Source organism: Enhydrobacter sp. (assembly GCA_025808875.1).
Lineage (GTDB): Bacteria > Pseudomonadota > Alphaproteobacteria > Reyranellales > Reyranellaceae > Reyranella.
In genome coordinates this window covers 745,212-765,281 of record CP075528.1, presented here as the reverse complement: position 1 = coordinate 765,281, position 20,070 = coordinate 745,212, and the positions used below count along the sequence as shown (strand labels likewise).

The 20,070-nt window shown below is 59.2% G+C and carries 23 protein-coding genes and 1 tRNA gene; 11 read left to right on the top strand and 13 right to left on the bottom strand.

The genetic code is table 11. The annotated features are described in order from the left end of the window. The first annotated feature begins 3 nt into the window (after positions 1-3). The 4 genes from KIT25_03775 (at position 4) to KIT25_03760 (ending at position 3,535) form a co-directional block, all read left to right on the top strand. The gene (locus KIT25_03775; GenBank protein UYN96074.1) at positions 4-591 is read left to right on the top strand and encodes a hypothetical protein; all 588 of its coding nucleotides are present in this window, start codon (positions 4-6) and stop codon (positions 589-591) included. Continuing rightward, entirely contained in the window at positions 588-1,013 is a 426-nt protein-coding gene (locus KIT25_03770; protein ID UYN96073.1) for a hypothetical protein, read from the top strand. The genes KIT25_03775 and KIT25_03770 overlap by 4 nt, the downstream gene beginning before the upstream one ends. 11 nt (positions 1,014-1,024) lie before the next feature. Then, positions 1,025-1,813, top strand: a complete 789-nt coding sequence (locus tag KIT25_03765; GenBank protein UYN96072.1) for an ImmA/IrrE family metallo-endopeptidase — start codon at positions 1,025-1,027, stop codon at positions 1,811-1,813. 66 nt (positions 1,814-1,879) lie between these two features. Further along, a complete protein-coding gene (locus KIT25_03760) occupies positions 1,880-3,535 on the top strand; it encodes a hypothetical protein (GenBank protein ID UYN96071.1) in 1,656 nt (551 codons plus the stop codon). 186 nt (positions 3,536-3,721) lie between these two features. Here the strand turns inward: KIT25_03760 and KIT25_03755 are convergent, their stop codons facing one another. Then, entirely contained in the window at positions 3,722-4,429 is a 708-nt protein-coding gene (locus tag KIT25_03755; protein UYN96070.1) for a hypothetical protein, read from the bottom strand. Between the two features lie 258 nt (positions 4,430-4,687). Here KIT25_03755 and KIT25_03750 point away from each other — a divergent pair, with 258 nt between their 5' ends. Next, positions 4,688-5,509, top strand: a complete 822-nt coding sequence (locus KIT25_03750; protein ID UYN96069.1) for a hypothetical protein — start codon at positions 4,688-4,690, stop codon at positions 5,507-5,509. Between the two features lie 102 nt (positions 5,510-5,611). Continuing rightward, a complete protein-coding gene (locus tag KIT25_03745; GenBank protein UYN96068.1) occupies positions 5,612-5,845 on the top strand; it encodes a hypothetical protein in 234 nt (77 codons plus the stop codon). Here the strand turns inward: KIT25_03745 and KIT25_03740 are convergent. The 3 genes from KIT25_03740 to KIT25_03730 form a co-directional block, all read right to left on the bottom strand. After that, positions 5,842-7,230 (bottom strand): hypothetical protein, encoded by a 1,389-nt coding sequence (locus KIT25_03740; GenBank protein UYN96067.1) that lies wholly within the window; start codon positions 7,228-7,230, stop codon positions 5,842-5,844. The two genes, KIT25_03745 and KIT25_03740, sit on opposite strands and share 4 nt — an antisense overlap. Positions 7,231-7,784: 554 nt before the next feature. Next, positions 7,785-9,368, bottom strand: a complete 1,584-nt coding sequence (locus KIT25_03735) for a recombinase family protein (protein UYN96066.1) — start codon at positions 9,366-9,368, stop codon at positions 7,785-7,787. Continuing rightward, positions 9,365-9,586, bottom strand: coding sequence for a hypothetical protein (locus tag KIT25_03730; GenBank protein ID UYN96065.1), 222 nt, complete (start codon positions 9,584-9,586; stop codon positions 9,365-9,367). Before KIT25_03730 ends, KIT25_03735 begins: the two co-directional genes overlap by 4 nt. Positions 9,587-9,693: 107 nt before the next feature. Here KIT25_03730 and KIT25_03725 point away from each other — a divergent pair, with 107 nt between their 5' ends. From KIT25_03725 to KIT25_03705, 5 genes are all read left to right on the top strand, one after another. Beyond that, complete coding sequence (locus KIT25_03725) at positions 9,694-11,001, top strand: hypothetical protein (GenBank protein UYN96064.1); 1,308 nt, start codon at positions 9,694-9,696, stop codon at positions 10,999-11,001. A gap of 281 nt (positions 11,002-11,282) precedes the next feature. Next, entirely contained in the window at positions 11,283-11,618 is a 336-nt protein-coding gene (locus KIT25_03720) for a helix-turn-helix transcriptional regulator (protein ID UYN96063.1), read from the top strand. Next, entirely contained in the window at positions 11,615-12,136 is a 522-nt protein-coding gene (locus tag KIT25_03715) for a hypothetical protein (GenBank protein ID UYN96062.1), read from the top strand. Before KIT25_03720 ends, KIT25_03715 begins: the two co-directional genes overlap by 4 nt. 51 nt (positions 12,137-12,187) lie before the next feature. Further along, entirely contained in the window at positions 12,188-13,075 is an 888-nt protein-coding gene (locus KIT25_03710) for a DUF1738 domain-containing protein (protein UYN96061.1), read from the top strand. Between the two features lie 137 nt (positions 13,076-13,212). Beyond that, positions 13,213-13,719, top strand: a complete 507-nt coding sequence (locus KIT25_03705) for an HIT domain-containing protein (GenBank protein UYN96060.1) — start codon at positions 13,213-13,215, stop codon at positions 13,717-13,719. 12 nt (positions 13,720-13,731) lie between these two features. Here the strand turns inward: KIT25_03705 and KIT25_03700 are convergent, their stop codons facing one another. The 9 genes from KIT25_03700 to KIT25_03660 all read right to left on the bottom strand — a co-directional run bounded on the left by KIT25_03700 (position 13,732) and on the right by KIT25_03660 (position 20,070). Continuing rightward, complete coding sequence (locus KIT25_03700) at positions 13,732-14,571, bottom strand: hypothetical protein (protein UYN96059.1); 840 nt, start codon at positions 14,569-14,571, stop codon at positions 13,732-13,734. Positions 14,572-14,578: 7 nt separating this feature from the next. Beyond that, positions 14,579-15,127: a dCTP deaminase gene (dcd, locus tag KIT25_03695; GenBank protein UYN96058.1), complete on the bottom strand. Its 549-nt coding sequence runs from the start codon at positions 15,125-15,127 to the stop codon at positions 14,579-14,581. Positions 15,128-15,650: 523 nt separating this feature from the next. Next, positions 15,651-16,178, bottom strand: a complete 528-nt coding sequence (locus KIT25_03690; GenBank protein UYN96057.1) for a hypothetical protein — start codon at positions 16,176-16,178, stop codon at positions 15,651-15,653. Positions 16,179-16,191: 13 nt separating this feature from the next. Then, the gene (gene thiL, locus KIT25_03685; protein ID UYN96056.1) at positions 16,192-17,247 is read right to left on the bottom strand and encodes a thiamine-phosphate kinase; all 1,056 of its coding nucleotides are present in this window, start codon (positions 17,245-17,247) and stop codon (positions 16,192-16,194) included. Between the two features lie 237 nt (positions 17,248-17,484). Continuing rightward, positions 17,485-17,694, bottom strand: coding sequence for an AlpA family phage regulatory protein (locus KIT25_03680; protein UYN96055.1), 210 nt, complete (start codon positions 17,692-17,694; stop codon positions 17,485-17,487). A gap of 164 nt (positions 17,695-17,858) precedes the next feature. Beyond that, on the bottom strand, positions 17,859-19,055 hold the full coding sequence (locus KIT25_03675) for a tyrosine-type recombinase/integrase (GenBank protein ID UYN96054.1): 1,197 nt from the start codon (positions 19,053-19,055) through the stop codon (positions 17,859-17,861). 163 nt (positions 19,056-19,218) lie between these two features. Continuing rightward, positions 19,219-19,294 (bottom strand) — tRNA-Phe (locus tag KIT25_03670). Between the two features lie 33 nt (positions 19,295-19,327). Next, on the bottom strand, positions 19,328-19,561 hold the full coding sequence (gene yacG, locus KIT25_03665; protein UYN96053.1) for a DNA gyrase inhibitor YacG: 234 nt from the start codon (positions 19,559-19,561) through the stop codon (positions 19,328-19,330). A gap of 113 nt (positions 19,562-19,674) precedes the next feature. Then, on the bottom strand, positions 19,675-20,070 hold the full coding sequence (locus KIT25_03660) for a hypothetical protein (GenBank protein ID UYN96052.1): 396 nt from the start codon (positions 20,068-20,070) through the stop codon (positions 19,675-19,677).

Below are 20,070 nucleotides of genomic sequence, written 5' to 3'. Positions count from 1 at the left end.
CGCGTGAATTCGGGCCCGATCGCCGCTCGTCGCAGTCGTGATGAAATCGCAGATGCGATCCGCGGACTCACGCCCGCGCAATGGGCTCGGCTGCGCAAAGTAGCGGCCAAGCTCGCTTACGGCCGGCCGGTCGAGCCAGAGGACCTCCTCCAGATGGCCTTCACGAGCGCCTTGGAAGAGGACGGACGCACCTGCCCTGCCGACGTCGATGTCGTGCGGTTCCTCGCCGAGGCCATGCGCAGCATCGTCGACGGCGAAATCGACAAGGCACGCCGTCGGATCGTGCTGGTGCCGCTGCCCAAGACCGGCGGCGAAGACGGTGAAGAGGAGGAGGTCGAGTTTGCCGACGATCGGCCGAACGTCGAGGAGCGCAGCATCACCGCCGAGAACGTCGCCAAGATGCGTGGCGCCATTCTCGCGCTGTTTGATGACGACCCGACGGCACGCGATCTGGCCGAGGGCGTTATGGCGGATATGACGACCGAAGAGCTGCGCGAGCTCACCCGCCTCGACGAGACGGCCTACAAGAGCAAGCGCAAACTCATTAGGCGTAGGATCGACGCAGCATTTCCGAAAGGGTTGAAGCCATGACGGGACGCAAGAATGCCGACCGTAAGGAGCTCGACCGGTTGGCAGCTTTTCTGGTCGAGGACATCCTTGAAGCGTCGGATGACGACATCCTGGCCGAGGCGCGTGAGGACGGCGTCGATCCGCAGGCCGATGCCGCGCGTTTGCGTGCCTTGTTTGAACGCACGGTGCTCGACGCGAACAAGCGCCGCCTCCTCGCTGCCAGAGCCGCAGTTCAAGCGGAGCGTAGTTCCGGGCAGCGTAAGGGCTCCGTCTTTGACATTCAGGAAGCGCGGCGGCGCCTTCAATCCATTCTCGAACAGAAGGGGACGATCCCAGCGCTCACCCTGGCTGCTCGTAACGAGAATGAGCTATCGGACGCCGACGTCCTCTCAATGGTCCAGGATCTAGAAGAGCTCGGCGTGCTGCCGCCGGATAAGAAGTAGACGGTAATATCATGCGGCTTACGCCGGCGGAGTGCTTGCTTCAGGAGCTCGGGGTTTCGGGACCGAACGATATCGATCTCGACGCGATTGCTCACTACTTGGGTGTGCGAGTCAGATACCGGCCACTCGATGGCTGCGACGCTCGTATCGTGGGTGTTGGCAACAAAGCGATCGTCACGGTCAACACTCGCAGTTCTCCGCAACGGAAGCGGTTCTCGATTGCGCACGAACTGGGCCATTGGAAGCACCACCGGGGAAAGTCGCTGGTGTGTCGAGTCGACGATTACCGACCCGATCACCGAATGTCGACCGAGCGTGTTGCCGACCGCTACGCGGCCGATCTGCTGATGCCACAGTATCTGTTCAAGCCTGCCACGCAGCAGATCAACAAGCTCACGTTCGCCGCCATCGCCAATCTCTCGAAGGACTTCGTGACTAGCTTGACATCGACTGCGATCCGCGTTGTGGAAGCAGATCATTCGCCTGCCATTCTGGTCTGTCATGGGCAGTTTGGCCGGAAGTGGTTCACGCGCTCGCCGAGCGTGCCCGAGCGATGGTTTCCAAAGGACGCGCTCGACGCGGAGAGTAGCGCGATGGATGTTCTGTATGGCCGCAAGCCCGACAATGCGCATCCGCGCAAAATTGGCGCCGACGCCTGGTTCGATCGGCGGGAGGCCGAGCGCTACGAGGTGCTCGAGCAATCGGTTCGGCCGGGTTCCGCCGAGGTGCTGACTCTGATCAGCATTACCGATGGGGCGATGTTGGAAGAGGAAGAGACCTGGGGCTACGGCCGTAAGTGATCAGCTCATTCGCCGCGCTTCGCTCAATGACGCTCCTACTGAAATGAACTTCCGCAGGGATTGGACATGAAATTCAGAAATCTCGACAGATTCAGAACCGGCGGCACGAACCGCCTGATGGAGCTCTCCATTCCAGTGCCCAAGACACCTGACGGGAGGGTCTATCGCTACTCGCCCAACGAACAAGCGCATCCGCGGCATTTCGTGTTGGGTGAGGTAGTCCAGAAGATCGACGCAACGTCGGATATGAAGGCTCGAATGCGGCTCGAACCCCGATCAAACCAGACTGTGTGCCCGTACAGTGGGATTATGGCTGACGACCAGGCGTTTACCCACCCGGACGATATAAAGGCAGCGCAAGAAATCGTCGGGCACGCCGCCGTTGCCGATGTTGAGGCTGAGCTGCAACGCATGTTTGGAGCTTTCAACAGTAACCAACCGCGCAACAGCTTGGTCAAGATCACTACGTCCGTGCAGAGCAGGCCCCGTATCGCGCCTCGCTTCTATCGGAAGGATCTGCTGCGAGAGCTAGTCTGCGATCACTGTGGCCGGGACTATGGAGTGTACGCCATCGGCTTGTTCTGCCCCGATTGTGGCGCCCCGAATGTGCGACTTCATTTCGCTCGCGAAGTAGAACTCGTTGAAACGCAGGTCGCGCTGGCCGAGGCGCAAGAGGAGGAAGCCAATGAGCTCGCCTATCGACTTCTCGGCAATGCGCATGAGGACGTCCTGACCAGCTTCGAAGCAACGTTGAAGGCTGTCTTTCTGTATGGATGCACGGCGGCGACACCGTCGATCGAGCCACCTGCGATTAGAAACGACTTTCAGAACGTCAATCGCGGCCGTCAGCAGTTTGCCAAATTGGGATTTGACCCGTTTGCGACACTGACCGTCGACGACCTGGCCACCCTCGAACTCAACATACAGAAGCGCCATGTCATTGGACACAACCTTGGCATTATAGACGCCAAGTTCGCTGAGCACTCCGAAGATGCCCGTACCGGTGAGACGGTACATCTGGTAGGCGAAGACATCCGAGAATTCGCCACACTGGCACGGAAGGTGGTGGACGGGCTCGATCTCTGGCTCGGCGATCCATCTTTTCGCCCCGCTAAGCCGGAAGCGATCGCTGGCGTGACTCAATCGCACGACGACTCGCGTTCCGCCGGAACCAGGCGAGAGCAGCTCGACGCTGAGCGTCTTGGATTGAGCCCTTTGGCCTTCCGCCTTGGTCGTTTCCTCTCTGCTAAGTCCGAGAAGGGCTTTATTGAGCCGATTGACGACGAAATCGTCTTGGCTGAATTTTCAGATCTTCCGCTGCCGGAACTCGAACGTGCGATCGCAGAGCTGGCAGTCGACAACTACATTTCAGCGCAAGCGCTGATTGGGACAAAGGTTCCCCGCATGGGATACAGGTTGGAACTCTTTGCAACCTTCGATCCAATAGCATTGAACCAAGACCCTGCGGCAGACGCGGCAGAACTCGCAAGAATCATTTTGGAGGTTCGCCCGCAAGTTAGCATTTCCGAATTGCATGCCAGGACAGGCTGGTCGTTGCGTCGGTTTAATCCAGCTCTGAACATCGTGGCCTCTGAAATCGACGAGGGGCGTGTCCTGCGAGGCTACGACAATAACTATGTGGTGAGGCACTTCGCCTTGCTTCCCGTCGACGAGGTCGCGCTCAACCGGTACGTCACCCGAATGGGAAAGGCCTCTTCTTGAACCCGGTTGTTGGAGCCGCCGCCCGATAGGCAGAGATGAACCTCCACTGATTTGAGAGTATGATCATAAGATTGCAATCTACCAGTGCATGAACCAGCTTCCCCTTGCCAGCGCGTCACCGATTGAGTTTGAATTGCCCCCTCTTGAATGGGGGGCGGTGCGGCATCCGCTAGGTCAAATGCGCTGTCAAATAAGGGCTGGACGATGTCGGCCCCCTGATTCCGATCGAAGCCGGCCATCGATTCCGATCGATGTCGGCCGGGTGGCGAGCGCCCGCTCCGCTTCCTCGCCCGCCGGCCAACCGCCATCGCATCGATGTTGCGCTTCGGGCGCGTCGATCCCGTGTAGCCGGATCCGCTCGCCGGCAAGCTTCAAGGTATTGCCATCGGTGGCAATCGCCCGGGCCGAGACGCCACCCGCCACTGCGGAAGAGTGTGCCGCAACTAGACTTTGATCGCCGCGTCGTACGCCGGGGTCCGACGTCAACAGCATGGCAGCCATGGCCAAGCTTGCGATCACCAGGGTTGGCAAGGCAAGCCAACGGCGTAGCCACGGTTGCCACCGCCGCTTCAGCAGCATTCGCTGCACTCCACGTTTGAGAGCTCGAAGTTCGGCGTCGAACTTGAGCTGCTCTGCTTGCCGCCATTGTGCAAACGATAGCGCTCGGGCCATCGGATGCCGCCGTTTGGGGAGCATTCGATAGTCCAAAAAGGCGCTCTTACGGACGAGCACGCAAATGGCGAAGTGTATCAAATGGAATCTTACGGCGTTTGCTTGTACGCCGACGGTAATCGGCGTCTGTGGCGTGCTGCGTACTAGCTTGGCTAGGGTTTCTGCGATGCTCTCGTAGTAGAGCAGGTCGATCTGGGGTTCCTGGTCTCTGAGGAATGTCATGGCGGTTGAGCTCTGATATGGCAATTCTATCGCGAAAGCTGCTCAATTTCATTCGAGAACCGCTACGACTGGGCCCTGCCGTTCTATGACCGCCGCCTACCAGCAATGTCATCCGCGAAAGCACCCGCGTCATCGAGACCAACCATGAAGCATCCACAAAAGAAGAAGGGTCCTCCTACGATGTTGAGGCTACCGCTGCGGAGGAGGGACGCCCGCGACTATCGACTTAAGGCATATACGAATGAAGTCGTGCGACGCATGTTCGTTGCCACAGCCGATGGCAATTACATCCTCGCCCGGTCAGCCTACTTCCTCCGGTTGCCGTTCGACTTCTACTGGCTGGCCCTGCATTCCCTCGAGAAGTACTACAAGGCAGTCCTATTAATGAACGGCTTGCCCGCCAAGGACTACCGGCACGACGTTGTGCGACTCCACGAGGCGGTTAGGCAGGTTGCGGGCAGCCTACTTAAGACCAGATTTGCGCGGCCGCCGACCAAGGGGCTGCGCTGGTTTAGCGAGTCGATTGATGAGTTCGTCGCCCGACTAAATCGCTTTGGCTCGGCGCATAATCGATACGCGACGTACGGCTACTGGCTTCTGGACGATGAACTATTCAAGCTAGATCAACTGGTCTGGCAAGTCCGTCGCTGCTGCCGACCGTTCTACCTAGAGATGCCCGTCGCTGGCGGCGAGCCCATCAGAACCAACAACAAGAAGCTGCTGGACCTGAACAAACGTGAATGGAAGGTCAATGCTTGGCCATTGGAGGAACTCATAGAAGGACCGAAAGATGATCCGCGTCGCAGCACGGTCCTCCTTTTCAACGTTCCGTTCGCCCCGGAGAAAGAGCACGACCTGCCCTTGACGTTTTCCGCGTCCCATGCGCCCCCTCTCGTGGATTGGTTTCGTCTCCTACGGGCGAGCACTCAGGACCCAAAGGTCGAGAACAGCGCAGCAAGAGTGCTGACGTGGATAGGTGAGAACATCGATTTTGGCCGGAAAGACAGGGAGCTGCTTGAGAAGGCACTTCACGATAATCGGACCGCACGCACGCTGGTTGGGAAACCGCACACGCCCTAAGCATCCAATCGGGCGCCCGCGAATGAAGCCAAGTGCGTTGGGATGCGGATGTTCATTTCGTCGGGGGATGCATCAGGAGTGAGGCGGCGGTACACTGAAAGAATGAATGCTGCCAAGAGCAAAGAACTCTACGAGCGCTACCGAGCTGTGGTTGCTCGCACCACCATCGTTGCACGCTACCAGAAGCCGGGTCAGGAGCTCACGCCCCAGTACATCTCGCCGGATGACCTCAAGTTGAGGGCAGAACTTCGCGAGGAGCTCCGGAAACACCATATGGCATGGCTGTCGAAGAATCTGGATCCGGGAGCGCTGTTCGAACTCGAGCAGGATGGCTAGGCCTCAGGTGTCATTCGACCGCCCGCCCTCTCTTTCCGCAGGTCCTGATAGGCTCTGAACAACGGGTGCATACTTAGCTGTTCCCGACCTCTCTCGGAGAGGGGCAAGCCTGCTATTGCACGGGCGGCACAGAATGCCTCCATCGCAAGGAGGTTGCCCCAAAGTTCGCGCACTTTCGGGTCAGACAGGTCTCCCAGTGTCCCGTGGGCCGACTTGTTGCGGGCGTCATAAGCCCCCATGAGCATCTTGATGCCTGTGTCGTCGAAGAGGCTGTATCCGATCCATTGCTTCAGATCATGCGCGAGGCGGTGGAAACGTCCTTTGCGAGATTCACCCCTGATGTTGCCAAGGGCCCCCTTAATCCGGCCCACATAGGCATGCAGCTTGCGCTCCCTTGCCATTGCAGTGGCGGCCGTGATGACATCCTCCATTCCTGATGGGCTCGATCCACCAACCTCCATGCGCTCGATGGCCTCGTGCCAGCGGCAAGCGTCCACCGCTCGCTCGGCCGAGACGTGATAGAACCGCTGCAGGGAACGCCACATCAGGCCAGTCGCCTCCTCCCACTGATCTTGTCGGTCAAGCCAAACCCGCAATACGGCTTGAAGCGCTGTCCGCCCGGCCTCATCCTCGGCAGAGACAGCGATTGGTCGAATGGCCTTTGCTCCATCCGTGCCCATCATCTTCAGTTGGGGAGTGAGCACACGGTGCGAGTAGCTCTTCTGAACGGCGCCTATGCGCCTCATCGATACTCCCTCGCTGCGTATGGCGCGCCAGGCTAGAAGCGCGAACAGGCTCCGCAGGTACCAAATGCGGTCGAGGCAGTTGAGCGGCTGCATACCGTCGTCGAAGCGGACGGTGAACGACGGCTGTTCGGGCGTCCATTTGTTCCGAATGGGATCGCCACGCAGAGTAAAGTCCAGACTGATACTGCCGCCGACGACAGGTAGGACGAAGATATTGCGGTCCGGTATCGCATCGACCGAGGTCTCGGCGACTTCAGCGGCCCTGTCTCGTGGCCACAGGAAGTCGCAGTCGGGTGCCAAGCGGAATGAAGCTGACTGGACGCGGTCGGTCGCAAGCCAAGGCGTTTCGCCGGCAAGAGCTAGATTGGATTCGATGCGTTGCCGATAGATGCTGCCGACTTCTCCTCGACGCCAGGAAGAGATCGCTGAACTGAAATCGATATTGCCAAACAGTGATACGACCCAACCCTTGGCAGTGTGAAGGTAGATCGGCGCATCGGCATTGATTGGTGGGCGCTTACCGAAGCCGACGAACTCCACCCATATTCGGTCGGCCCCCACATGGAGCACACAGACTTCGCCAGTATCCTGTTCCCGACAGGTGACAGCATCGCCGATCTCGATTTCGTCTTGCGCCATAAGATGTGGGTACCTCTGTCACGAGAGCAAGGTAGATAGACTGGACCAGCGACCCATTCTACCTCGGAGAAGGGCCAGCTACTTCTGGGACCGCTAGAACAGCCGGTCTCAACTGCCGTCGCCTGAGGCGCTTGCTAGGACGATAGAGATGACGGCCTGCCTTAGCCCCCTAGACAGGGGCAATGGTGTGCTGCCGAATGCTGTGTAGCTACTTGCGGACGACGCCCTTCCCAGGCTCGTGTAGACGGGAGCGGAGAAGAGCCAAGAAGGCACTCGCCCACAATCTCAAGGCCGGGATAGGGCGCCAAAAGGTTAGCCGTATTGACGACGGATGAATCCCCATGACACCTCGTCTGCCTTTTCGGGCCCTTGCTAGGCCTTCTGTTCAACGTCGAAGCGCCGTCTCAATGGACGGCGCTTGACGGTTCACCATTGGCGCAGGCCGGCAGATGGCTCCTCGAGACGATGCGGTCCAGCACAGTCAAACCGAGCAACCTACCGACCGATTCCAATTCTCGCCGATCACCAAGCAAGGCGAAGGGGGTAAGATTTGCTCAGTTTGAAAATCCGCCTCCCTCCCACCCGCGAAGGTGCGCGCATAGAATTCTGAAACGCTCGGCCGCGAGCGAATGATCATGGCGATCGACACCTACTCTCATTGGTGATTCGGTTGCGCCGACGGTTCGAAGCTCGTTCCGATGTGGTGCACCAAATAGCAATTCGGCGTCACGGATGATCTCCTTGAACGGAGATCTTGGCTCAATGCTTAGCTCTTCTCCGATCAGCGAGCGGTTCGAAGTCATGATTTGCACCGTTTCCCGAAATTCTTCCTCCGATCCCGATTCGGGGCCGAGTTGAGCCGTTCTCAGGAGTTCGAAGAATTTTCTGATGCGATCGCTGATCGGATTGCAGCCGGCCTCCGCGTCCTTCAGCTCATCCCGCGCCTGCGCGAGTTCAGATAGCAAGGTGGCACGTCGCTCGTGATATGCGTTCTGGTCGATGTTGGCGTCGAGATAGGCGTCGGTGAGGCGTCGCTCCCGGTCCTGGATTGCAGCGATGCGGAGCCGCAGCGAGGCCACCGCTGCAGCCTGTTGCTCTTTCGACAGCTGTTCGTCTCGCTCGATGTAGGGATCCATCTCCTGGAGGTCGCTTTGTGAGAACGGGATGCCAGAAACGATTCCTCTGAGTATGGCGTCGACCGCCTCTTCGCGAATGCCGGTGGTCCGGCAACCGCGCGTGTGGCAGCGGTAGTAGACGTGACCCTTCTGGCGCTCTCCGGTCAGCGCGTACTTGCATAGGCCGCAAGTGAGCAAGCGTCGGAAGGCGAAGACATGGTGAGCCGAGCGAACGTTCTCTCGGCCGTCGATGATGTCCTGCACACGCTGGAACACGCGCGCCTCAACGAGAGGCTCGTGAATGCCTTGGAAGACCTCACCGGTGCGCTCTAGTCGAATGATGCCGACATAGAAGGGGTTGCGCAGAATGCGTGTCATCGTATGGAGGGCAAGCGGCTTGCCGCTGTTGGCTCGCAGGCCCTTTCGTTGCAGTTCCAGCGCGAGCGTGTGATATGAGAAGCGCTTCGTCGCATAGAGTTCGAACGCCGCGCGCACCAACGGCCCTTTCACTGGATCAATCGTCTTGGGTCTGGCCTTGCCTTGGTCGAGGTAGCCTGTCGGCGCCTTCCACGGGTAGAGGCCTTGCTTGAGTCTGCCACGCATACCCTTGCGGACCTCATCACGCAGGTTGCGGACGTAGTCGGCCGCAACGACGGCTTGGATGTCTGCAGCGAGCCGGCCGCCGCGCGATTTCAGATCAAGATTGTCATGCGCGAAATGAACCTCGACGCCAGCGTCGATGAGGTCCTGCAGTCGTGCCCAGTCCCAGAGATTGCGCGCTCCGCGGTCGATTTTGTGAAGGATAACGCCCTGAGCGTTGCCCTTCTCAAGCATGGCCATCATCCTGAGGAACTGCGTGCGGCCCTTCTTGGCAGCGGTTTCCCGGTCCTCAAACCACTCGACGACACCCAGGTCATGGCGCTTGGAGAAAGCGAGAATGGCGTCCCGCTGTTCCTGCAGAGATGAGCCAAGCTGGCCTTGCTTGACGGTCGAAACCCTGACGTATCCGACGTACTTCTTCATAGCGAGGATGGCGGAGTGCCATCCGCTCCGAATCTAGCATCCGGCTCGCGAGTCTCCGAATCCCCATGCCGCTTCTCCACCTCCTGGTGCAGGAAGATACCGTAGAGCAGCTTGAGGTACGCCCGCAGGTTTTCGGATGCCGCCAGGATGTCCTCCTCAGAGGCATCCGGCATGCGCCGCCGGATGAAGGGCGCGACGTACGGCTGCTCTTGACTCATGCCGGACATGCTGACGTCTGCGCGGGCCACGTCGTAGACGGCAAAATCGGTTGCGAGTGAAAATCGTGCCGCCTTGGTGTCGACTTCGCACTCCGTAGCATCGTGGCATGGAGCGGACCAATCAGCCCAAGCCGATCAAGATCGTGTCCGCCATCACGAGGGACGGCATGTTGGTTGAGACAATCCAGAACGGTCCGGAGGAGAAGACGGTCTTCGCGGTCTCTCACGACGGCAGTGTCTCTGTGCAGCCTGACTGGAGCGACGACGGCATTCGGTATGTCCCCATTGCGGCCACGCACAACCTCATCAGGCACAAGGCGATCAAGCTGCCGCCGGCGCCTCAGGAATACGAAAGTGCGGAGGCCTTGATCGCGGAGATTGCCGCTTATGGCAGTCGATACGTGGCACTGTCGCCGGAGTTCGCGACAGTAGCCGCTACTTACGTTCTGCTGAGCTGGGTCTACGACGCTTTCAACGAGCTGCCGTACCTGCGCTTCCGCGGCAACTACGGCTCCGGCAAGACCCGCGCCCTCATCGTCTTCGGAAGCCTGGCCTACAAGGGCTTCTTCGCGAGCGGGGCCTCGACCGTCTCGCCGATCTTTCACACCCTCGACCGCTTCCAGGGGACACTGATTTTCGACGAGGCAGACTTCCGCTTCACCGACGAGAAGGCCGAGCTCGTGAAGATCCTGAACAATGGCAATATCAAAGGCTTCTCGGTGCTGCGTACGCAGGTGGGGCCATCCAAGGAGTTCGAGCCGCGTGCGTATTCGGTGTTCGGACCGAAGATCGTCGCGATGCGCGGCGCGTACCAAGATAAGGCGCTCGAGAGCCGATTCCTGACAGAAGAGATGTCCGGCCGGACGCTGCCGCCCGGCCTCCCGATCAGCCTGCCGGCCGAGCAGGAAGCGGAGGCACGAGCACTCCGCGCCAAGCTCCTCATGTACCGCTTCCGCGAGCGCTTTCGAGTAGCGGTAGAGCCGGACCTTGCCGACTCGGCCCTCGAGCCGCGCCTCAACCAGATACTTTTGCCGCTCCTCTCCATCGCCCCGACCGTCGACGTCGTCGAAACGATCTGGAGCTACGCCGAGCGCATGCAGGTGGGTGCGCTTGCCGACCGGTCAGGCTCGATGGAAGGCCAGGTGCTTGTAGTGATCGCGGCCAGCATGCTCGCCGAGAAGGGCTCGACCCTGCCGATCCAGGGAATCGTGCGTGACTTCGAGGAACGGTTCGGCAACGAATACGACCGACCCGTCACCAGCCGCCAGGTGAGCAACATCGTCCGCACGCGCCTGTCGCTGCCCGTCTACAAGACCAATGGCGTGATGGCGGTCTCGCTCAAGGACCGCGACCGTCTCGCGGCAATCTTCAAGTACTACGGCATCGCGGACGACGAGTGGAAGCGGACCGTCTAGATGTGGACAGGGAGTTAGGGAGATAGGGAGATAGGGAGAACGCAGCGGGTGTCCCGGAAGGGACACCCGTCGCGTTTGCGAGACCGGCCGTTGCGCAGCGATGCGAAGCACAGCTACCCCGTATGCTCCTCCCTATCTCCCTAACTCCCTGACGGACGATTTCCACACAGGAGAAATTGTGCCGCCTTAGCGATGCGCGCGCAGGCCTCATGATAGGAGCGGCAACGAGGGCCTCTAACCTCCTCTCGTTCGCTCAAATGATCATGAGTAGAGTGAAGTGTTTGCTGCGCACGCAGCGAAAGAAATCAGGGTTGTATCAGAAGGAGCTCGCGGCACTGTTGCCGCACGCCGCTATCAGCCGAATCTCGTGCGTCGAGCGCGGCTTGCGCCGGCCCAACGCAGACGAAATCCTAGCCTATGACCTCGTCTTCGGCACCTTGCCGCGGGACCTGTTTCCTGGCCTGGTGCAGGAAGTCGAAGAGGCGGTCTTGAAGCGGGCACGGCGCCTCCGGCGCCAGTTGGCCAAGGACCGCACCGAACGGGGCAAGCAGGCCAAGACCTTTATCCGCGCCATCGTCGCCCGGGCGGCCCACCGCCCGCGCCGCAAGCGGGTATGAAGTATGCCGCCCAGGACGAGCTGGTCCTCGCGCTCTTCCCAGCCAGCAAGGACCTCGCTTTCGTTTATTTCGAGGCACCGCTCTCGCCGATCGACTGGGGTTTGAAGCACCTGCGGAGCAAAGACAAGAACGCACAGGCCCTGGCGATCGTCGAGCGCCTCTGCAATGCCATGCGTCCAGACGTCGTCGTCATCGAGGAGTGCGTACTCTCCAAGAGTCGCCGCGACCCGCGCATCAAGCGGCTGTATTCGCTCATCGCCATCTATGCGCACACCGAGAACATCCCCCTCGCGTGCTATTCACGAAAGACGGTGATGAAGACGCTCAGCGAAAGCGGTGCCGTCACGAAACGGCAGATCGCGCAGATGATCGCCTCCAATATCCCAGCCTTCGCACGCCATCTGCCCGGCCCGCGGAAGCCATGGAACGCCGAAGACCGTCGCCTCGCGCTCTTCGACGCCGCCGCGCTCGCCCTCACCTACTTCGCCTTCGTGCCCAGCTCCGAGGAGCCGCCCTAGAGAGAGTGACGGCCCGTCTTCCAGCGACATGACATCCGACTGGAGGACGCTATGAACGACGTTTCTGCCGAACGGACCCGCCTCGACCTGCACCAGCGCGTCACGGACGAGATCGTGCAAGCTATCGAGGCGGGGGCCGGCAAGTTCTTTATGCCCTGGCACGGCATCCCCGAGGGCATTCCCCGCAATGTCCTGACCGGCACGCCGTACCACGGAGTGAATACGCTCATCCTGTGGGCGGCGGCCAAGAACCGAAAGTACCGCACGCCGTACTGGGCGACGTACCGGCAGTGGCTGGAGGTCGGCGCCCAGGTGCGCAAGGGCGAGAAGGCGACGGTCGTTGTCTTCTACAAGCAGATCCCGCTCGAGGCCGAGGATGTCGAGACCGGCGACATCGTCTCCGACTACCGCCTGGTCGCTCGCGCGTTCTTCGTCTTCAACGGCGCGCAGGTGGAGGGGTGGAAGGTGCCGGGCCTCGAGTCGGTCGACTGGATACAGAACCACGACCGAATCGAAGAGTTTGTGCTTTGCACCGGCGCCGACATTCGTTCGGCCGGCGACAAGGCCTGCTACGATCGCCTTGGCGACTACATCCTGGTCCCGGACCGGGTCATGTTCCAGGGATCGCCGACGCGCAGCGCGACGGAAGGCTACTACAGCACCGTCTTCCATGAGCTCGTTCACTGGACGGGCCATCATCGCCGCCTGGCCCGCAACCTCTCGGGCCGCTTCGGTGACGAAGCCTACGCGATGGAGGAGCTTGTGGCCGAGCTTGGTGCGGCCTTCCTATGCGCCGAGTTCCTAGTGCCCAACAAGCCCCGGCAAGACCATGCAGCGTATATTGCCGATTGGCTCAAGGTTTTGAAGTGTGACAAGCGCGCCATCTTCTCCGCGTCAGTGGCGGCCCACCAAGCTGTGGACTTTCTTTGCTCTTACTGAGTCCGACCCCGCGAAAGCGGGGTCGCTATCATGTGTGAACAGTAATGCGCATTCAACGTATAGTGTACATGGACGCAAAATGGTACTATGCCTTGAGTAGATAACCAAAATAAGGATTAATCCCTCGATATATGCGTATGACCTATCACTCACCCTGCCCCTTCTGCAGCAAGATCGAGAACCGTGAGCGCGCGGTGCTTCAAAACGATCATGCGTGGGCGTTCCTCACCCACACACCGATTGTCCCTGGCCACGTTTTGATTTGCCCAATCAGATGCGTCGCGACAGTTGATGAACTTGATAGGGATGAATTGTCGGCTCTCTTTGAATTGCGCAGTCGCCTCAAGATTGCACTGATCGACGCTTTCGGAGCCGAAGGCTTCAACTTTGCATGGAATGAGGAGTTTGTGGCGGGCCAAACAGTGTCCCACGTCCATCTCCACATGCTGCCGCGCAAGACGGGTGATGCTGGCATCCTGGGCTATGAACCTCGCAAATTTCTGTATCGCCCCGGGAGCAGGGAGCCCAGTCCTAGTGCGGAGCTTGTGGCAGTCGCCCGCTCCGTTCGTGAAGCGGTAATCAGACTTCAATCGCTCCCAACCCGATCCTCTGGAAAGGCAACGACACGCGTTCCGCTCCAGTAGGTCGTCAATTCGTCAGGGCGTGGACTTCGATGGAACCTTTGGTGCGGCCGACGGAGCTGGCGTCTCCACGGCATGTACGCCGATAGCTGGCTTGGCGAGTTCCCACGTGATCATACTAGCAGTTCCGACCAAGCCTCCCAAAGTCGCAGCAATTACCGCGATGACAATCTCGCGACGTCGTAGCACTGCTTTTTGAAACGTCTTCAACTCACTGACTTCGAGCTGCTTACTTAGCGCTCCCACATGCTCGTACAGCCGCCGAATAGGCTGCCCGTACATATTAGACAGCTCCGTATCCACATCGCGATGTTCCGGTTTGTCGACAACTAACGCAATGTCCGTGCTGCCTTCGCGATACGATGGATTCTGGGAGACTCCGTAAATCCTCGTCGGTCGCGACCAAAGCGGGACGCAGATTAGTTTGGCGATTGGTTGGCCATGTCTGATTCGAATTCTCACATTGCCCAAGTTCATAAATGACAATGCAAGTGGACCTTGAAAGCCGGGATCTATCGTTGTGATCGGGTGGAATAGCCCAGTTGCGACAATAGAATGCTTGTTGGCGATGTAGCCGAACAGGAGAACGGATCGAAAATCGATTTCTTCAAGACTGTTAATCGTGATGCATTCGCCACTCTCAACTATGTAGTCGGCCTTCAGTAGATCGAAGGAGGTTTGACGGTTGCGGGATTTCAACGCTGAGCCGACGCGTAGATCGTAGCTGCAGCCCGACAAGAGCTTGGCGTCAAAGTGACTTATCAAATTGTGGGCGCCAACCAACTCTTCAATCTGGACGTCCGTTAGAGGACTCCCGACTGTACCTTGTTCGAAAATTCGTCCGCTAGCAGCCACTCAGCACCTATTTCGTCTTGAAACGGAGATTCGGTGGCATCGCTTTGCCTTGTCCCCGGTACTGGGATTGACTGCTCTGTCCTATCGGCGCGGATAGTTCGCTGAAGAGGACCTCTGCGATCGGCATGCCGCTCCGAAGTAGCAAGTCAAATTTTCCGAGATTCACCAGCTCCAATGTTGTTGCTCGTGGCTCGTCGTGATTCCCGTCCAGTAGCCCTGATGAGCAATGAATCATCAGACCGAGCCGGGCGATTGTGCTTCGCCCCTCCAAGTGACACACAATATTTCGGTCAACCTTCACTCTCTCTACAGTGGAGCCCAGGACAAACATACCGCTCTTCATAAGAAAGCCGGCTGCCGGGATTGTCGTACTTTGAAAGAGGTCGTCGGCGGTAGACGTACAATCGACGGTCTTGCCCTCATACGGAATCAAGATCTCATCGGCCAGATGCAACCGAATGCCAGTCGGCCGTATGTCTCGTGGGTCGACTTCCGGGGTGACCTGAATCTTTCCTGAGTCCAGGCAGCTCGCAATCGTTTGATCCGAGAGAATCATCGAGCCTCCCGAGCGAAGTCCTCGTGTATTAGAGACTCATATGGGCCGCGGGAACCTTGGTATTTTCCATCGTACAACTTGATGTTCCCTTGGACAGTCCAGAACGTCACTTGGCCAATCTGCATTCCCGGATAGACACGCACAGGCTGAACAGCGTGCAATTGTAAAGTCCATTGATTGTGAGAACCAATGTCGATGATGTCGGCCGTAACATGCACGAAGAGACCAAGCCGAGCAGTGGACGATCTGCCCCGGATAATCGGGACGTAAAAGTCGCTTCCCATCACTTCTTGCGTGTGTCCTAGGTATATTCTGTTCGGCCTGAGCGTGAGACCGTCATCGGGTATTTCACGCTGTGCAACGAGTGGCTTTACCTTGGGATCAAGGATTCGATCCCGATACCACTTTATCGTCGAACCGAGCCGAAAGTTATAACTGTTGGGATTGACCTGGTCTTCGCGAAACGGGTCAATTTGGATCCGCCGCGCCCGATGTTGCGCGATGATCTCAAGGCCGGTGAGTATCATCGCCCGTTCACCCGCCGAAGGTTGCGCAGATTGTTGGTCGGAAGTGAGTTGTTGGTATAGGGTCCATCGTATCGGGCGATGTCTCCCGATGGTGTCCAAAAGCTGATTTGGCCGATGATCATCCGCGCATAGACAATTATGGGCTGAACGCAGGTGAGCTCTAACGTCCAGTTGTGCGCCGGCCCTAAATTGCCAAGATCGGCTGATATCTGAACGAATAGGCCAAGTCGACCAATCGAAGATCGCCCAATCAGCGAAGGTACGTATCGGTCACTACCCAGCGTTTCGAACGTATGACCTAGGTAGACTTGGCCGGGCCGCAGGAGCAAACCCGCTTTGGAAATTCTTTTGGTCGCTCGCTTGGCTTTCAGGTTACCAAGCGATGCGTCCGGATGGACTGTCGTGACGTAGTCGCCGAGACGATAGTTGTAGCTATTCGGGTTTACTTGTTTGTCCGAGAACGGGTCGATGACAATGTGGCGAAGACGTACCTGCTTGATAATTTCAGGGCCACTGAGGATCATCGTGTCGCTCGCGCTAGGCCTTCGTATTTGATCCTGGCGCACAGGAGGATTGCCTAGGCACTCCGGCAGAGAAATAGTTCCACCCGCGAACGACGAATTCGCGTCTGCTGCCGCGCTCGAAGACATGCACACCTGAGCCGTCAACTACCCGTCCAATCACCTTCAAGCTTAGATCAGGATGCTTGATGGCCGGTTCCAATTCGATCGGAAGAGTACCGAGCAACTGAAAATCAGCTCCCGGTCCAAGGGCTATGTCGAGGACGCCCATTCCAAGATAGGCGGCAACCTTCTCAGTTAGATGGTGGATTGGCAGCGCCTCGGCGTTCAATTCAAAGCCTACCTGGTTGATTTCCGCCAACTCAAGGAGCGTTTGCCCAATGCCGTCCGTGTTATCCATGCAAGTCACGCCGCGGAACAGCGAAAGAGGTGGTCCAACATCAAACCGCGCGCGAGGACTTCTAAATTGATCTGCAAGAACGTCTTCGTCCGACGACGACAGCCGCAATCCTCGGTTTTTCGCATCCAAGAAATAGTGAAAGGCGGTAGAGGTTAGTCCCAGAGCGTCTGTGCAGAAGATGCGATCGCCAACTTTCGAGCCGCTTCTTCGAAGGACATTTTCATACTTTGTAAGGCCTATCGATGTGGCCGATATGCTCAGCTCCGAAGCATTGCTCAAATCGCCGCCAATGACTCTACAGTCATAGCGCTCGCACGCCCGCGACGCGCCTAGCATGAGATCTTGAAAATGCTCTACCGAGAGCGTTGCTGGGAGACCAAGGTTCAGGAGCAAGCCAATGGGCATTGCTCCCATAGCGGCAACGTCACTGAGATTCAAAACGGCGAGATAGTTTCCCAATTGCCTGTAGTCGATCAAACCTAGACGAAAGCTGATGAGGTCGGCTGGTACGCGATCGGTGGAGATGCATAGCGCCTGACCGTCTGTCAATTTGATGACAGCACAGTCGTCACCTACAAGATCTGGAGTGCCCTGCGGATTGAGGAGGGGCTTGATGATGGTGCGGATGATCTCCTTTTCACCAAGATCAAGAATGAGCTTTCCGTCGTTCAATCTGGACCTGCCCGCCCTGCTCATATCGAAATGCTGCTACTATAGCGCGCTCAAGTTGACAGCGGTACACGGCGAAGCGCGCCAGATTAACTAAAATGGAGCATGAGCGCCGCCGGCTCGCCACCTCAAAATCGCAACTAAGCATCAAATGCACGCCCAGCAAGGGGCAGCCTGGCCTTCGATACTGAACTGCCCATTGCGTGGAACGAGCGGGGCTTGGACACCCCGCTCGCCTCCCTAACGGGAAGTGTCGGTGGGCACGTCTCTGGCGTCGATCCGCTGTCTGAGCCAGTCCAGCACCTCCGCTTCAAGCCAGCCGACCCGAGCGCGCGGGCCGTTCCCTAGGCGCACGCGCTTCGGGAACTTGCCGGCGTTCTCCAGCCGCTGAACATGCTGCGGAGAATACAGAACCAACTCTTTAAGCTGACGCTTCGATAGTAACCGCATCGCTGTGGCTCCTCGCTAGAGGAGCACCGCGATGCCCCAGGGTTGACGCCCATAGGCGCCAAAATCGTACGGCGGCGGCATGTGCTTCGCAACGGCCTATCAACCATTGCGAGCGCTGCAACGGGTTGAGACAAAAAGATGCGCCCCGACGAGGGGCGCAAAGATCACGCGGCTTTCCGAACGGGCTGCCGAAACTCGTCCAGCAGGTCCGCCCATGTTTGCAGGAGAGCGACCCTTTCGGGCCAGTACTTTGCCCGATTGTACGCGCGCCGGACTTCATCCTCGTCCTGGTGGCCGAGCGCGGCCTCAATCACGTCCGGGTTAAAGCCTCGCTCGTTCAAGATAGTGCTAGCAGACGCCCGGAAGCCGTGCGCCGTCACCTCATCCTTGGTATAGCCCATCCGGCGCAGCGCCGAGTTCATGGCATTCTCCGATAGGGGCTTCCGGTTTGAGCGGATGGAGGGGAACACCAGATCGCTCCCCGACACCTCCGAGATATCCTTCAAGACAGCCACCGCCTGCTTGGAGAGCGGCACATCGTGAGGGCGGCGCATCTTCGTGCGCTCCGGCGGTATGCGCCAGACGGCCTTCTTCAGCTCGAGCTCTGGCTTCCTCATGAGCCGCACCTCACCGGGCCGTGCCATGGTCAGGAGGAGCACCTGGAGGGCCGCCTTCAGAGTCGGCCAGCCGTCGTACTCGTCGATGGACTGCGCGAGGGCACCAAGCTCTCGCTCGTCGGTCACGGCCGCGCGATGCTTCACGTTCGGCCTCGAAAGAGCCCCGCGAAGCGCATAGGTCGGATCGTTCTCCGCTCGGAGGGTGGCAATGGCGAGGCGGAACACCGAGCCGACCGTCCCACGCAACCGTCGTGCCGTATCCTTGCGACCCGACTTCTCGATACGCTGGAGGATCTGCAGGATCTCGGCGGACTTGATCTGCGCGATAGGGCGATCGGTCAGGGGAGAAGCAAGGTCCTCGAGCTGCCACTTGATCTTCACCAGCGTCGATTCGGATCGTCCCTCCTCCTTGAGTTTGACTTGGTATTCCTTGGCAATGACACCGAAGGTGTTGGCGGCAGAAATCGACGCGGCGACCTTGTCCTCCTTGCGCTTCTGCGACGGATCGACCCCCTGGGCGAGGAGCCGTTGCGCCTCATCCCGCTTCTGGCGGGCGCCAGAGAGCGACACCCGGGGGAATATGCCGACTGCGAGCATGTTTTCTTTGCCTGCAAAACGATACCGAAAGCGCCAAAGCTTTGAGCCGTTCGGCTGGATCAGCAGATGCAAGCCGCCGCCGTCCGAAAGCTTGTAGGGCCTGTCAAGCGGTTTCGCGCTCTGAATGGCGAACTGCGTGAGAGCCATGCGGGTACGCCTCCCATGTGAAAGAGCTCGGTACCCGCAATTGTACCCGCAAAGTTCTGCGAAGTAGTGTTCTGGACGCTCCCGTTGTGGGTATCGGAATGGCGCTAAGTGCCCGAAATATCGGGCACTTTGTTCACCAGTGAGAAACTATGAGAAGAAGAGATGGTGCCCAGGGGCGGAATCGAACCACCGACACTGCGATTTTCAGTCGCATGCTCTACCAACTGAGCTACCTGGGCGCGCCTGGGTTGGCGGCGGCTGTATAGGATGGGTCAGCCGCCCTGTCCAGTTGGTCGGCCGGGAACCGACGGTTCGCCCTCCTCCGGCATCTCGTCGGTCGGCATGCGATAGCCTTCCTTCAGCCAGCGGCCGAGATCGATGTCGGCGCAACGCTTGGAGCAGAACGGCTGGTACTTTTGCGGATCGGCCGGCTTGCCGCACACCGGGCAACGGGCCTCGGTGCGCACGGCGCGCAGCGGCGGCGCGGTTCGATCGGGCGGTGGCATCCTTCCTCTTCGGCGCCTCATGGGGCGCGCGAAGAGTTGCGCGATGTCGCGGATCGCGTCAACCCGCCGCCCGCGCGGTTCGGGCGGTGGGAGCGGCGTCGATGCGCCCGCCGTCAGGCGTCGACCAGTTCGCGCGTCTCCACCGATGGCTCGCGGCGATCGAGGTCGACGATGTCCGGCGCGAGCGACAGCACGAACGCCGCCACGCCGGTGTTCAGGCTCTGCAGGCAGACGTCGCGGCCGTTGGCGAAGCGCACGGCGTCCTTGTGCGGGCCGTGCTCGAGCCGGGTCATCGCAACCTCCTCCACCGGGCCGACACCCAGGGTGCGCTGCACGGTCTCGGAGAGACCGACCAGGCGCAGGCGCGCGTCGGCCGGCACGCACACGGCGGTCTCGCAGTTGCGATTGGCGACGAAACCCATGGAGCCGCTCGAGAAGCGCTCGAGGCTAAGCTGTTCGTCCTGTTCGGCCGGCCGGGAACGATAGAGCTCGAGTGAATAGTCGCACAT